This window comes from Shewanella sp. AS16, from assembly GCF_021412365.1.
Classification (GTDB): domain Bacteria; phylum Pseudomonadota; class Gammaproteobacteria; order Enterobacterales; family Shewanellaceae; genus Shewanella; species Shewanella salipaludis.
The window spans coordinates 20,237-35,922 of sequence record NZ_JAKCLK010000007.1 but is presented as its reverse complement, the minus strand read 5'-3'; the positions used below and the strand labels follow the sequence as shown (position 1 = coordinate 35,922).

Annotated in this window: 8 protein-coding genes; 3 read left to right on the top strand and 5 right to left on the bottom strand. The window is 55.4% G+C overall.

The genetic code is table 11. From position 1 onward, the window contains the following. Positions 1–316: 316 nt before the first annotated feature. Positions 317–568, top strand: coding sequence for a hypothetical protein (locus LZP73_RS15320; RefSeq protein WP_234235856.1), 252 nt, complete (start codon positions 317–319; stop codon positions 566–568). Between the two features lie 59 nt (positions 569–627). On the opposite strand, the gene hemE is transcribed toward LZP73_RS15320, so the two are convergent. After that, positions 628–1,692 (bottom strand): uroporphyrinogen decarboxylase, encoded by a 1,065-nt coding sequence (gene hemE, locus LZP73_RS15315; protein WP_234235855.1) that lies wholly within the window; start codon positions 1,690–1,692, stop codon positions 628–630. A 473-nt stretch (positions 1,693–2,165) separates the two neighbouring features. On the opposite strand from hemE, the gene rsd reads away from it, so the two are divergent. After that, complete coding sequence (gene rsd, locus LZP73_RS15310) at positions 2,166–2,660, top strand: sigma D regulator (protein WP_234235854.1); 495 nt, start codon at positions 2,166–2,168, stop codon at positions 2,658–2,660. A gap of 135 nt (positions 2,661–2,795) precedes the next feature. Here rsd and acnB read toward each other — a convergent pair whose 3' ends face one another. Next, positions 2,796–5,393, bottom strand: coding sequence for a bifunctional aconitate hydratase 2/2-methylisocitrate dehydratase (acnB, locus tag LZP73_RS15305; RefSeq protein WP_234235853.1), 2,598 nt, complete (start codon positions 5,391–5,393; stop codon positions 2,796–2,798). 454 nt (positions 5,394–5,847) lie between these two features. Here acnB and hxpB point away from each other — a divergent pair, with 454 nt between their 5' ends. Continuing rightward, positions 5,848–6,507, top strand: coding sequence for a hexitol phosphatase HxpB (hxpB, locus tag LZP73_RS15300; RefSeq protein ID WP_234235852.1), 660 nt, complete (start codon positions 5,848–5,850; stop codon positions 6,505–6,507). Between the two features lie 107 nt (positions 6,508–6,614). Here the strand turns inward: hxpB and LZP73_RS15295 are convergent, their stop codons facing one another. From LZP73_RS15295 to LZP73_RS15285, 3 genes are all read right to left on the bottom strand, one after another. Further along, positions 6,615–8,657 carry a M13 family metallopeptidase gene (locus LZP73_RS15295; protein ID WP_234235851.1) on the bottom strand — a complete coding sequence of 681 codons (2,043 nt, stop codon included), beginning with the start codon at positions 8,655–8,657 and terminating at the stop codon, positions 6,615–6,617. A 147-nt stretch (positions 8,658–8,804) separates the two neighbouring features. Further along, positions 8,805–11,021: a patatin-like phospholipase family protein gene (locus LZP73_RS15290; RefSeq protein ID WP_234235850.1), complete on the bottom strand. Its 2,217-nt coding sequence runs from the start codon at positions 11,019–11,021 to the stop codon at positions 8,805–8,807. A gap of 97 nt (positions 11,022–11,118) precedes the next feature. Beyond that, on the bottom strand, positions 11,119–15,591 hold the full coding sequence (locus LZP73_RS15285) for an EAL domain-containing protein (RefSeq protein ID WP_234235849.1): 4,473 nt from the start codon (positions 15,589–15,591) through the stop codon (positions 11,119–11,121). Positions 15,592–15,686: the final 95 nt, after the last annotated feature.

Here is a 15,686-nt window from a genome sequence, read left to right as displayed (position 1 = left end):
TATTCAGAAAAGCTTGGCCCGAAGGGCAAGATAACCTATTTTGCAGCACCGTCAAACAAATAAAATATTGATGACCGGAAAAATACCCTAATGAGTTAATGGGTTAAGCCAAGACTCAGAATAAATTTGAACGCTATCACCCCGACTTCCCACCCCGCCACGGAGACGGCACTGCCAGAACTTCCAAGCCACAGCCCCCCATTCAGGCACAGGAAACCGGGGCGGCTGAAATGTGAAGCTTTTGTGAGAATTTGATAACCCGGCAGTGAGATCCCTCTGTCACACAGGCTTTATACCCCAGTAATGGAGCTCGCCCATGAAACTCAATCACCAGAGATACCCACACCCAAGGTACTGGCACCTAAGGCACTTGCACCTAAGCTACCCGCAGGAATTGGCAGGCCTGGCGCTACAGAAGATGGCCGAAGGGGATGACATAAGGGATCTGGCCAGCGACGCCAGGGCGAATGGCAATATCACAGTGGCAAATCCGGCCGCCGGCGCCAAGGTCACGGGCATAATGCTCGAAAGCCAGGCCATGACCCGGGCCCTTGAACAAGGCGCGTAACCACCCGGCCCAAAAACAACTAAGGCCCGTCAGACGGGCCTCATGTCACAGGGCAGCACTCATTTGTGATACTGCTTGGATTGCCTATGCACTGCATTGATGAAGGCGCCGGCATGCTCGGGATCCACATGTTGGTGAATGCCATGGCCCAGGTTGAACACATGGCCGCTGCCTTCGCCATAGCTGGCGAGGATCTGTGCCACTTCCTGTTCGATACGCTCGGGAGAGGCATACAGCATGGAAGGATCCATGTTGCCTTGCAGCGCGACTCTGTCACCCACACGGCGACGGGCATCGCCTATGTCGACAGTCCAGTCCAGCCCCAGGGCATCACAGCCGGTTTCCGCCATGGCTTCCAGCCACAGACCGCCGCCCTTGGTAAACAGGGTCACAGGCACCTTGCGGCCATCGGCGAAGCGCGTCAGGCCATCGACGATTTTCTGCATGTAACGCAGTGAAAATTCACGGTAGGCACTGTGGGACAGGGCGCCGCCCCAGGAGTCGAAGATCATCAGCGACTGGGCACCGTTGGCCACCTGGGCATTGAGGTACAAGATCACAGCGTCAGCCAGCTTATCGAGCAGCATGTGCAACGCCATGGGCTCGGCATAGGCCATCTTCTTGATCTTCTCGAAGGTCTTGCTCGAGCCGCCTTCGACCATGTAGGTCGCCAGAGTCCAGGGCGAGCCGGAGAAACCTATCAGAGGCACGGCGCCATTGAGTTCGCGGCGTATGGTGCTCACCGCCTTCATCACATAGCCCAGCTCGTCTTCGGGATCCGGTATCGCCAGCTTCTTGATGGCATCCAGGGTGTCTGTCGGCCGCTCGAAACGTGGGCCTTCACCCGTCTCGAAATACAGCCCCAGGCCCATGGCATCCGGCACTGTCAGAATATCGGAAAACAAAATGGCCGCATCCAGCTCATAACGGCGCAGCGGCTGCAGCGTCACTTCACAGGCCAGCTCGGCATTGCGGCATAAGGACATGAAGTCACCCGCCTGCGCCCGCACCTCTTTGTATTCAGGCAAATAGCGTCCAGCTTGACGCATCATCCACACAGGTGTCATATCGACAGGCTGTTTCAATAACGCACGTAAGTAACGATCATTCTTTAATTCTGCCATTTGGCTGCTTCCTACACTGGTATGCTTGTATGAGTTTCCGCTGGGCGCTAGTTTAACATTTACCGCCACAAAGTAACCTTTCCGGACCGATTTATGTGAACCCGGGCCTCAGTAGGGGCCGGACAGGCGTACCAGCCGGGGCCCCCCGAACCCGAAACGACCGCGAACCCGGCCGGGTTCACTCAAGCCGGTGCGGTATAAAGTTAAAAAAACGTTGCACCGCCTGTCCCCCTTTGGTATAAAAAGTTTGCGCTAGCAAGAACAATCAAGAAGCTCGTCGTATCGAGCCTGTTAGATATATACTCACCCGGTTGTAGGTTTCTACAACCGGGTTTTTTATTGGCTAGTTTTTTGTAGACAAAACAACTGGTTTGTCCATCTATTCTCGGGGCAAAAATCCAACAAAAAGGTTGATTATTGTACGAGTCATCCCCTACATTAAAGATATGACAGGCTGAATATCGAGATAAGAAATGCTAAGACAATTAGAAAAGGCTGAGAAAAAATGGGGCGGTGCCAATACGCTTATCGATCAATGGCTGAATAATCGTCGTAAGCTGCTCGTCAATTACTGTCAAATCGCCGGCTTACCGCCCTACGGCTCGCCGAGAAAGTCATTGCCTTCGTTCGATCATGTCAAATCCTTCTGCGAACAACTGCTCGATTATGTCTCCGAAGGGCATTTCGAAGTCTATGATAAGGTCGTCAGCGCCTGTGAGAAAAATGGCAACTCGGGCCGCAGCCTGGCCAAGGAACTCCTGCCCAAGATCAGTCAAACCACAGATGCCGCCCTCGACTTCAGCGACAAATACACAGAGGCGCGCGACGAACAAGTCTTGTACCAACTGGATAAAGACTTGTCGCACCTGGCCGATGCCATGGAGACCCGCTTCGAGCTGGAAGATGAGTTGCTGGAAGTGCTGCATAGCAAACATTCGGAGAAGCGCTCTCAACAAGTGGGCAGCTGAACGCCATTCTTGTACCAACAGTGAGCATGATCTGAAGCGAGCATAGAGACACAAAATAGAGACACAAAAAAGCCAGCTGAGAAGCTGGCTTTTTGTTTGTGTCTATCTTAGAGCACTATCTCAGAGCACTGTGACTTAGACAGCAGACTGGAAGATGACTTCCTCGGCTTTCTTGGTGTAGGACTCTATCTGGTCGAAGTTCAGGTAACGGTAAGTGTCGGCTGCGGTGGCATCCAACTCTTTGGCGTATTCCTGATACTCCTCAGGTGATGGCAGACGTCCCAACAGGGCTGCCACGGCCGCCAACTCGGCAGAAGCCAAATAGACGTTGGCACCCGTGCCCAGACGGTTAGGGAAGTTACGGGTCGAAGTAGAAACCACGGTCGCACCTTCGGCTACCCTTGCCTGGTTACCCATGCACAGTGAACAACCCGGGATCTCGATGCGGGCACCGACACGACCGAAGATCGCGTAGTAACCTTCTTCGGTCAGTTGATCTCTGTCCATCTTGGTCGGTGGAGCTATCCACAGACGGGTCGGCAGTGTCTTGGCAAACTTGTCCAGCATCTTACCCGTCGCACGGAAGTGACCTATGTTGGTCATACAAGAACCGACGAACACTTCGTCAATCTTGGTCTGGGCAACGGAAGACAGGAGTACCGCATCGTCCGGATCGTTGGGCGCACACAGGATGGGCTCCTTGATCTCGTTCAGATCGATTTCGATCACGGCTGCATATTCGGCATCCTTATCGGCACTCATCAGCTCAGGGTTGGCCAACCACTCTTCCATGCCCTTGATACGACGTTCTATGGTGCGACGATCACCGTAACCTTCGGCTATCATCCACTTGAGCATGATGATGTTCGAGTTCAGGTATTCGATGATAGGCTCTTTGTCCAGCTTGATGGTACAACCGGCGGCGGAGCGTTCGGCAGAAGCATCCGACAGTTCGAACGCCTGCTCGACCTTCAGAGATTCCAGGCCTTCGATTTCCAGTACGCGACCGGAGAAGATGTTGACCTTGCCCTTCTTCTCGACCGTCAGCAAGCCTTTCTCGATCGCCTTCAATGGGATGGCATGCACCAGATCCCTCAGTGTGATACCGGGTTGCATTTCACCCTTGAAACGCACCAACACAGACTCAGGCATGTCCAGCGGCATGACGCCGGTGGCGGCGGCGAAGGCCACCAGGCCAGAACCTGCAGGGAAAGAAATACCTATGGGGAAACGTGTGTGGGAGTCACCACCCGTACCTACAGTATCAGGCAGCAGCATGCGGTTCAGCCAGGAATGGATGACGCCGTCGCCCGGACGCAGAGACACACCGCCACGGTTCATGATGAAGTCCGGCAGGGTGTGGTGGGTATTCACATCGATAGGCTTGGGATAAGCGGCGGTGTGACAGAAAGACTGCATGGTCAAGTCTGCGCTGAAACCTAAACAAGCCAGGTCTTTCAGCTCGTCACGTGTCATGGGACCCGTAGTGTCCTGTGAACCCACGGAAGTCATCTTGGGCTCGCAATATTGACCCGGACGGACACCGGCGACGCCACAAGCCTTGCCGACCATCTTCTGTGCCAGGGTATAACCCTTGCCGGAATCGGCCACGTCCTGAGGACGCACGAATACCTCTGAGGCCGGCAGCCCCAGGACTTCACGGGCCTTATCGGTCAGACCGCGGCCAATGATCAGTGGAATACGACCACCGGCACGGACTTCATCCAGCAAGACTTCCGTCTTCAGGCTGAACTCAGAGATGACTTCGTCGCTGTCATGACGTGTGACTTTGCCTGCGTATGGGTAGATGTCGATCACATCGCCCATTTCCATCTTGCCGACGTCCAGCTCGATTGGCAACGCACCCGCATCTTCCATGGTGTTGAAGAAGATGGGCGCTATCTTGCCGCCCAGGCAGAAACCGCCGGCGCGCTTGTTGGGCACGAAGGGGATGTCATCGCCCATGAACCACAACACCGAGTTGGTGGCCGACTTGCGCGATGAACCCGTACCTACCACGTCACCCACGTAAACCAGTGGGAAACCTTGGGTTTTCAACGCTTCGATTTTCTTGATTGGACCGACAGAGCCGGCAACATCGGGTTCGATACCGTCGCGGGCATTTTTCAGCATCGCCAGGGCGTGCAGCGGGATATCCGGGCGTGACCAGGCATCGGGGGCCGGTGACAGATCGTCCGTGTTGGTTTCGCCCGAGACCTTGAATACGGTCAAGGAAACCTTGTCGGCCAGCTTGGGACGGCTCAGGTACCAATCTGCGTTGGCCCAGGACTCAACCACTTGCTTGGCAGATTCGTTGCCTGCTTGCATCTTCTCGACCACGTCGTGGAAAGAATCAAACATCAGCAGGGTATGCGACAGGGCCTTGACTGCCAATGGGGCTAACGCAGGGTTATCCAACTGGGCGATCAAGGGCTCTATGTTGTAACCGCCCTGCATAGTGCCCAGCAACTCTGTGGCACGCTCGGCAGACAGTATGGGTGACGTCACAGTGCCTTTGGCTACTGCGTCCAGGAAGGCCGCTTTCACATAAGCGGCTTCATCGACACCCGGGGGAATTCGATTTTCAAGCAGGTCGAGGACGAATGCCTCTTCACCTGCCGGTGGAGTTTGTACCAACTTAACCAGTTCAGCCACTTGATGTGCATCCAATGGCTTAGGGACTACGCCCTCTGCAGCACGCTCTGCGACGTGTTTACGATATGCTTCTAGCACGGCAACATTCCTCTTTGTTTGGCGCTCTAACAACGAAACTGCACGTCTTCTCAATGGAAGCTGACAGTCCGACAGGCTCGACCCGTAATTCCGCCCTGCAGTATACACCAGCTTTGCAAAAGTATGAATCGGGTCACACTTGGGCCGGGTGCGAAATAAAGCTCAAATCCGGCGGGATGCGTCAGGATAGGCTATCGCTGAAACGGTTGAAATTAGACGATAGTTTGAATCAGGCTTAAAAACACAATAATACAGTCACTTAAATAACAAGCCTGGATTTAAAACCAAACAGCTATCACAGACTTGTGACGCCGTGATGTGCTTGAAAAAAAGTCCATTGGCTCAGTTATTACTTTAAAGATAGGGTTCCCAAGCCTAGAATCGGCAATCGAGCCTGACCCGGATCCATGCCTGTGTCCGTTTTTTTATCCGGGTCCAACCCGCAGGAGTCCCAATGACAGCCCCACAAATTCAAGCCGTTATCTTCGACATGGACGGCATACTGATAGATTCCGAGCCCGTTTGGCAGATAGCCGAGCACAGGGTGATGCAGAGCCTGGGCCTGCCCATCGGCTTCGACGACGCGCTGCAGACCACGGGGCTGAGGATAGATCAAGTGGTCGGCTACTGGTACCAGAGGTTTCCGTGGGAGAAGTATGACAATGCCGCCGTCGCCAAGGCGATCGTCGATAGCGTCGTCAGCCATATCGAACGCCATGGTGCCCCCATGGAGGGCGTCATGGAAGCCCTGGAATACTGCCGTGCCAGCGGTCTCAGGATAGGCCTGGCGACCTCATCCTCCCATGCGCTGGTGGATGCCGTGCTGGGCAAACTGCAGATAGGCGACTATTTCGACGCGGTTGAATCCGCCCAGGACCTGGCCTACGGCAAGCCCCACCCTGAGGTGTATCTCAACTGTGCCCATGCCCTGGGGATAACGCCAACCTCTTGCCTGGCGATCGAAGACTCCTTTAACGGCCTGATCGCCGCCCGCGCCGCCAACATGCAGACCCTGGTCATTCCCGCGGCCTCACAGCGCCACCAAGCCCAATGGGTCATAGCCCACAATCAGGCCGACAACTTGCTGGCCCTGCCTGGCCTGCTGGCCAGGTAACAAGTAACAAGTAACCGGCCTGGCTTAGTAAGCCGCCAATAAAAAAGCCAGACACGGGTCTGGCTTGTTTATTTCCCTGTGCCCAGATACCCGGGCTTAGGTGCGGCTTACCAGATCTTCACCCTGTCTTCCGGCGCCAGAAACATCTTATCACCGGCCTTCATCCCGAACGCCTCATAGAAGGCCTCTATGTTGCGGGGCGTCGCCATGGCACGGTAGTGACTCGGCGAGTGCGGATCCGTCAGCAGACGCCGCCCCAGTTCCTCCTCACGATAATTACGGCGCCACACCTGTGACCAACCGACAAAGAGTCGCTGATCGCCGCTTAAGCCGTCGATGACAGGCGCTGCCTTGCCATTGAGACTCAGATGATAGGAACGGGCGGCGACCGTCAGACCACCCAAGTCGCCGATATTCTCACCCAAGGTCAAGGCCCCGTTGACGAATTTGCCCGGCAAGGCCTCGAAGGCCGAGTATTGTGCCGCCAGCTGGGCACCGCGCTTCTGGAACTCTTCCCTGTCCTTATCCGACCACCAGTCGCGCAGGTTGCCATCGCCATCGTACTTGGCACCCTGATCGTCGAAGCCATGACTGATCTCGTGGCCTATCACTGCGCCTATGCCGCCATAGTTGACCGCATCGTCGGCATCCATGTTGAAGAACGGCGGTTGCAATATCGCAGCCGGGAAGACGATTTCATTCTTCACCGGACTGTAATAGGCGTTGACCGTCTGCGGCGTCATGCCCCATTCGCTCTTGTCTATCGGCTGCCCCAGCTTGCCGAGCATGTCGGCATATTCGAATCTGGCGTAGCGCATATAGTTGCCCACCAGCTCATTGGGTTTTATCTCAAGGGCCGAATAATCCTTCCACTTGTCCGGATAGCCTATCTTGTAGGTGAACTTGGATAATTTTTCCTGGGCCGCGAGCTTGGTCTCAGGGGTCATCCATTCCAGCTCATTGATGCTGACTTCGAAGCCCTTGATCAGGTTCTTGATCATGGTCTCCATGCGCGCCTTGGCTTGCGGCTTGAAGTTCTGCTTGACATATTGCTCGCCCACCAGCTCACCTATGACCTGATCCGCGGCATCCACGGCCTTCTTCCAGCGGGGCTTCTGCGCTTCAATGCCCATCAGTGTCTTGCTGTGGAAGGCAAAGTTCAGATCGACGAAATTCTTGCTCAGCAGCTCCGAGTAGCTGTCGACCAGATGAAAGGCCAGATAGTCCTGCCAAGCCGTGACCGGGAAGCGCTCGAAGCCGGCCCCAAGTTTCTCGAAATAAGATGGCTGGCGCACTATGATGTCGCTGGCCTTGCCGTCCAGACCGGCACTGGCGGCAAACTTGTCGAAATCAAACTTGCCGCTCAGGCGTTGCAGCTCGGCACGGCTCAGCTTGTTGTAACTCTTGTTGGCGTCGCGGGTTTCGACCCGGCTCCACTGGCTCTGGGCGATAAACTGCTCTATCTTGGCGACATTGGCCGCGGCGCGGCCGGCATGAGCGTAACCGGCCTGGGTCATCAGCTCTTCGACATACTTGGCCAAGGCGTCGCGAGTGGCACTGAACTTGGCATCCTCTTGGAGATAATAATCCCTGTCCGGCAAGGTTAATCCCGACTGACTGAGATACACACCGTACTGACTGGAGTTTTTGGCGTCGTTGTTGACGTAGAATTCCAAGGGAATGCTGCTGCCGGCTGTAAGCAGGCTGCCCATGACACCGGCAACATCGGCATGGCTCTTCACCGCCGCTATGCTGTCGAGCTGTGACTTAAGGGGGCTGATGCCCAATTGTTCCAGCGCATCTGTGTTCATGTAACTGGCGTAGAAATCGCCGATTTTCTGCTCGTTGGAACCCACGGCTTTATTGGGCTCTGCCGCCGCTGCATCGATGATTTTTTTCAGCGCATCCTGGCTCCGCTCGTATAACACGGAGAAGGCGCCATAGTTGGATTTATCCGCGGGTATGGGCGTATTGGCCAACCACTTGCCGTTGACGCTGTAATAGAAGTCATCCTGATGCCTGACACTGGCATCGAAATTGTCCTTTTCTATGCCGGAAACCACGCCGGCTTCGACGGCAGGCTCGCTGCTGCAAGCCGCCAGTCCCAGGCTTAAGGCGATGGTTATTGCCAGTGAACTTACACTTTTCATTTTCGTCCCCGTTTTGTCTCTGTATGGCGCTGCGATAATCCAGGTCGCTATCGTCAGCGGCGCTATCATTTTTCCGGCCAAACCCTAGCATCCCAGCTTGCCTGGCTGTAGCGGGATTTTGTAAAGGAATATGATCTCTGGCGGCGGTTAAAAATTCTTGCCCAGGAATAAATACACGGCATTCTCCCCCTCATCCGAGACACCAAACCCCAAGGCGGCCGGGCCGAGGGCCGTGTCTGTACCCAGGAATAGGCTGCCGGCATAGATGAGATCGGACAAATCGACCTTCTCATCCAGCTGCCAGACATTGCCCCCTTCGAGGCTGGCCCCCAGATAAAGCGGAAACTCTGTCATGCCCAGCACGTCCCGACCGAGATCGTATTGATAGATGAAGGCGCCGAAGACCTTATCCGGGCCGGCGAGTGAGTTTTTATGGTAACCGGACAAGTTGAGGAAACCGCCCAATTCGGCGAAGTTGACTGTGAAGTCACTGTCGGTGAGCATTCTGGTATAGGAGGCCTTGCCCACGAACGAGTGGCTGCCAACGCTGACCACACCTTTCCAATCGGCCACTAGCTGATAGGAATCGCCCGGCTCATAGTCGAACTCGCCCTCGCTGTAGCGCTCTTGGCGGTAGTACAGGGCGACATTGACCAGGTTGCCCTGGGTGGGAAAGCTGATGCTGTCCAGGCTGTCGTAGCCAAATTTGAGATAGCCGCCCCAGGACTTGAGCTCGAAATCATCTTCGAGAATGGCGTCGTTGGAGATGGTGCCCACCTCCCCTGTGACGCCCAGTTCGACTATCCCCTGCTCGACATAGTTGTAGCCCAGACCCAAGTCGAGCCTATGAGTGCTCTTATCCAGGGTGAACACCCGAGTGTTCGCGTCATACAAGACCCAGTTCTTGAGTTCATACTGGTAACGGCTGCGGCTGTAAAACTGCTGATCTCTATCCAGTGGCTGATAGAATTCTGTGCCCAACAGCTTCTCGAAACCCAGTTTCAATTCGTTGCGCCATTCGCCGCCATTATCGGTCAGATCCGTCATCACGAAAGCGGTATCCAGGGACACGGACGAGTCCAGGGTAAAGTCGTCCTCCCAGTTGAAGCCCAGCTGGAAATAATTGGGCCCCCAGGATTTGGCCTTGGTGGTTAAGGTCAGGACCCGGCCGGCGGCGGTATCCTTGAACTCGGCGTCGATACGCTCGAACTTGTTCAGCGAATAGATACGGTTAATCGCCTCGTTCAACTGCACCTTGCCGACGACCTCCCCCTCATGCAGGCCGAGCGTTTCCCTGAGCAGGCTCTCGCTCACCTTAGACTGATTGTCGAAGGCGATCTGCACTAGCGGCCGCGCGACCTCATCGCGCCACACCCGGCTGCGATGGAGCTTGTCCTGGGTATATTGGGCATATTCGACCTCGCCTATGGACAGGGCCTGCAACTTGGGCAATTGCACCTCGGTCGCTTCTCTGCCGAGCGCCAAGGCCTGGGGCATCAGGCTGAAGTCAGTGGTGCTGAGACCATCTATGGAGGGACGAATGAGGATGTCATCCTCGGTCAGCAAGGCTTTTTGCCGCTCGGTGCTGGCGTTGGTCAAGATGGTGGACAGCTGATCCAGCACCGCCAGGGTGCCGTTGAGCTTGTCTTTCTCTACCAGGGGCGAGCCTATGTCGACGGCTATGATGATGTCCGCCCCCATGGCCTTGACCACGTCCACCGGCATGTTGTTGGCTATGCCGCCATCCACCAGCAATTTATCATCTATCAAGGCCGGCTGCAGCGCCCCAGGCACAGTCGCCGAGGCCTGCATCGCCTGCACCAGACTGCCGTTGCCCAGTACCACGGCCAGGCTGGTTTCGAGATCCGTCGCCACCGCGCGGTAGGGAATCGCCAATTGATCGAAGTCGCCAAACTGCTCGACCAGATCCGTGGAGTCGCGCAATAACTGCGACATGGTCTGGCCCCGCAGCAGGCCACTCGGGGTCTGCACCGCACCGTCGCGATACCCCAGACTGAGAGGAATATTATACTGATCCCGCTGGGCCTTATCCCTATAGCTCAGCTCTTGCCTGGGGATAGTATCCGAGTAACCGCTGGACCAGTCGGCATGCATCATTATGGCTTCGACCTCAGCGGCACTGTATCCCAGGGCATACATGCCGGCCACATAGGCGCCTATGCTGGTGCCTGCGATATAGTCCACGGGAATATGATGCTCTTCCAGGACCCTGAGCACCCCAAGATGGGCCGCCCCCTTGGCACCGCCACCACTGAGCACCAGGCCAATCTTTGGCCGCTCTGCCGCAGCCAGGTTGGCCGTTACCAGCGCGAGCAAGAGTAGAACGAGGGATCTGGGCAGCATAGGGAGTATTCTTTGGCTCTAGGTTTAAAATTGACCACATTCTAACAAATAAAAGGCCCCTTAGATAAGTTCTTGTTATTTAGCGGTCCTTTAGCCATCACTCCAATGACAGCGAGGTCCCGGCGTCACTCAAACAGGGCAGCAAACCTAAGTAGGAGTCCATCTCATGCAGCGGCATGGGTTTGGCAAAATAATACCCCTGGATCACATAACAGCCCCGGCCGAATACTTGCTCCAACTGTTCGACTGTTTCTATGCCTTCGGCCACCACATTGAGTTTAAGGTTACGCGCCAATTCTATGATACTGCTGACTATGGCCTGATCCGCCGCGTTGCTGGCGATGTCGATCAGGAAAGATCTGTCGATCTTCAGGCTATTCACCTCGAAGTGACGCAGATAGGCCAGAGATGAATAGCCGGTACCGAAGTCGTCTATGGCCACATCTATCCCCAGCAGCTTCAATTGCTTCAGGTGAGACTTGGCCACATGCAATTCCTTCATCAACACCCCTTCGGTAATTTCCAATGCCAGCACCCGGGGCGGGATCTGGGTCTCATGCAGGACCTGTTTGATGCCATCGATAAAATCCGGTTGGCGGAAGTGTATCGCCGAAATATTGACCGACAACTTGAAGGGCTCGGAATACAACTTGCTCCAACGGGCCCCGTGCAAGCAGGCCTGGCGCAACACCCAGCTGTCGATATCGACTATGAGGCCACAGGCCTCGGCGACCTTGATGAAGACATCTGGCCTAATATAGCCATCCTTGGGATGCTTCCATCTGAGCAGGGCTTCCATGCCCACCAGCTTGTCGTCGTTGACTACATCTATCTGTGGCTGGTAATAGAGCTCGAATTCTTCCCGCTCCAGCGCCTTGCGCAGATCCGCTTCCAGGCGCAGGTGATACAGGGCTTCGGCGTTGCGTTCGGATGAATAATATTGAAAGTTGCCTCTGCCTTCATCCTTGGCATGATACATGGCCAGATCGGCATTCTTGATCAACGCCTCCGGCTGCACAGCATCGTCCGGCCAGATGCTGATGCCTATGCTGGTCGAGAGATAAAACTCACGCCCGAATAGCTTGAATGGCGCCACTATCTGCTCCAGCAAGCGCTCGGCCAGGTGATTGAGCTTATCCAGATCCCCGGCGTCACGCACCAGGAGCACAAATTCATCCCCACCGAAGCGACAAAGAACGTGCTTATCCGACATGCAGGACTGCAGGCGATTGGCCGCTTCCACCAGCAGGGCGTCGCCCATGCTATGGCCATAGGAATCGTTAACATGCTTGAACCTGTCCAGGTCCAGAAACAGCAACGCCAGCTTCTCATCAGTGCGCCGCGCCTTATCTATCGCCTGGGCGAGCCGGGTCGAAAATAAGCTGCGATTGGGCAGGCCGGTCAGCACATCATAATTGGCCAAACGGCGCAGATCCGCTTCACTGCGCTTGCGCTCCGTGATGTCCGAGAACACCACCACATAATGATGCTGCTTGCTGTGAGCCCCCTGCATGGTCGATACGTTCAGCCACACGGGGCAGCCGCGCTGGGCACCACAGAGCAACTCGCGCTCCCCCGTCCAGGAAGTGGACTCCTGCAGCAAGGTGGCCACATCATCCTGCGCCTCCTTGGTGGCCGACATCAGCTCGGAGAAATGCTTGCCTTCCAAGCTTGCCGTGGCACAGTTGATGATGCGCCGCGCCGCGCTGTTGCTGACCTTGATCTTTTCGTCGGCATCGAGGATCAACACCCCCTCGGAGGTATTCTCAAAGGCCTGGGCCAACAGGTTGACATCATCTTCCAACTGACGCTGCTGGGTGATGTCGCTGTAGATGCCCGCAACCCGCTCGACTTCGCCCGTGTCTTTATTGCGGGCAACGGGCCGGCCGCTCACCCTGAGCCAACGAGACTCGCCATCACTGCGCAAAATGCGGTACTCGACTTCAAATCTGTCCGACTCGCCGCTGAACATGGCTCGCCACTGGGTCAGCACCCGCTCCTTGTCTTCCGGGTAGATGGGAATGTCATCCAGGCCCATACTCACCTGCTGCAAATAACCCAGGACCCCGGAGCTGTTGTCCATGAAGAAGATGCCGTCCCGCCACTCCCAGAGATCCGAATCGCTGCCCTTGAGGGACTGTCGCAAACGATCATCACTCTCGAGCAAGGCCAAATTCATGGTCTTGAATGCCGACACCTGCCGCTGGCGTATGACGAAAGAAGCCAGGATGACTAGGGTCGCAATCAACAACCAGATCCCCTTGAACCAGCGCGACTGCCACCAATTTTCGGCGACAGCAAAAGAAAAGGAGTAAGGCTTATTCAGCCAGATACCATTCTTCTTGCTCAACAGCTCCAGGGTATAGTTACCCGCAGCCAAACCCGACACGTTGATCTGTGCCTGGCCCTGCAGCAAGACGTAATTCCCGCCAAGGGGTTCCCCCGGGCGCCGCAAACGGTATTTCAGCTGCATGGGGGTGGCGTCGAGATAGTCATGACTGGTGATCTGGAAGCTGATCATGCTCGCCCCTGGGCGCACCCTGGAAAGCTTCTCCGGCAACAGCGCCACCTCGGTTTGCTCATCGTAGTAAACGGATACAGATTCCAGGAACACACTGTCATCGACGATACGATTGCTTAAGCCGGCGACATCCACCAGCATCAAACCATCGGGCGTGCCCAGGTACAAGCCGTCGGCCGAGTAAGACACAGCGTCTTCATTCAATTCATCGGAAATGAAGCCATCATCTTCACCAAACATCGCCAGCTTGCCATCGCTCTTGCGCTGGCGAACGATGCCATTGGCGCAGCCCACAACCCGAAAATCTGCCGTCTGCTGCAGGAAATACACCGAGGGGCATTCCACCTGCCATTGCCGGTTCAGCTGGGTCAGCTCACCGCTCTGTTGCTTGAATTCATACAGGCCGGTCTGAGCCGTGCCGAACCACAGGACACCGGGGGAAACCTCGTCAATCTGATAGACCGCAGGCAAATGGGCTTCCGCGTCAAACATATCGAATCGGGAGTGAAACTTCCCGGCTTCGAGATAACCGAACAGCTTCTCTCCGCCGAGCCAGAGTTTGCCATCGCTGGCGCGAAACAGGGTCCGCATCATGGGATGTGACTCTGAGCCGGCCTCCTGCGGCAAGGGATAATACGCGGGCGCCTTTAGGCCAGGCTCCCAGAAAAACAACCCGCCAGAGGTGGCGAACCAGATGCGCCCGGGGATCTTTGGATCTTTGAGGGTGTTGAATACCATCTTATGCTGCAATGACTCTGTGCCCTGCGCCCATTGGCCGAAACTCTGTGTTCTTAAGCTCTGTTTATCGACCACGAACAGGCCATTGGTCGTCGACAAGAGCAGGCTGGCGGCGTCCAAGCTGTCTATCTTGTAAATGCTGTCGTTAAGCTCCAGTCCTTCGGGAACGAGCAGCCGGGATGTCCCCGTCGCTCTATCGGCCCGCACCAGGCCGGCATCCGTCCCCATCCAGACTATGTCACCTTCGGTAAACACCGACCAGATCATCTCGTTGGCGATCCTGTAACCGCCTTCGTCGGTGAAGGTATCCAGCAGAAAATCAGGCTTATCTGCCACCAGGGCCAAACCATCACCCGAACCGCCAACCCACACCAGCCCGGACTTATCCACCAGAATATCGTAAATATATTCGATATCTGCCTGTTGTTTCAGTTGTTGCTGATACTGCTCCAGCCTGTGGGTGTCGGGCGACCATTTCAACAAGCCGCTGCGGCTGGCAATCCAGAAGTTTCCTTTGGGATCTTCCGCCATCTTGGTCACGTAATAAGGGATTTCGGCAACGGGACTCATGCTGAGACCCGGCACATCGATACTGTATAAGCCCTCACTGCTGCTCATCCAGATACGGCCGCGGGAATCCTTGAACAACCCTTTGATCTGCCCGGAGGCTTCACTCCAAGGCAATGAGCCTAAGATCAGCCCACCGGCATCCCGCAGCTCCACTTGCCTGGCCGTGGCCAGCAGCAGGCGGCCGTCGTCAAGCAGCAACAGCTGATGCCAGGGAAAGTCTTGATTCTGTGGTAACTGCAACCGGCTTTCGAGCACGTTGTCCCTGTGGGAATAGGACAACACGGCCCCCGAGCTCGTCAGCAACAACAGGCTGCCATCGGCCTGTTCGGCATAGTCTTCTATGCCGCCGGCATGGTAATGGGGGAAGCGTGTTTCATCGCCAAAACGCTCGAATTCATTGGCCGCGATATCGTAGAGGTAAATTTCTGATAGTGTGCTGACAAGTAAATGATCTTTATCCAGATTAATGACAAAGTAGATGTATTCATCCGCGATACGGGGATCGAGCGCTATCTTGTCTATTCGCCGCACCTTGGAGTTACTGACACGATATAAGCCCTGCTCGGTCGCCAGCCAGATAAAACCATGCTCATCGACGCTGATATCCTGGATACTCGCATTGGCCAAGCCCTCTTTGGCACTGAACACCCGCTGCACCAGATCTTTGGCCTTTACCGACTCAATGTTTACGGCAAAAAATAAAATACAGGCCAGAATTGCGTTAATTATTTTTATTATCATATTGTTAACAACTCACCCCGATGACGGCCACTGATGACACTGAAAGCCTTAAATACCTTCTTACATAAAAAACATGGTCAGTATACAGTTAACCA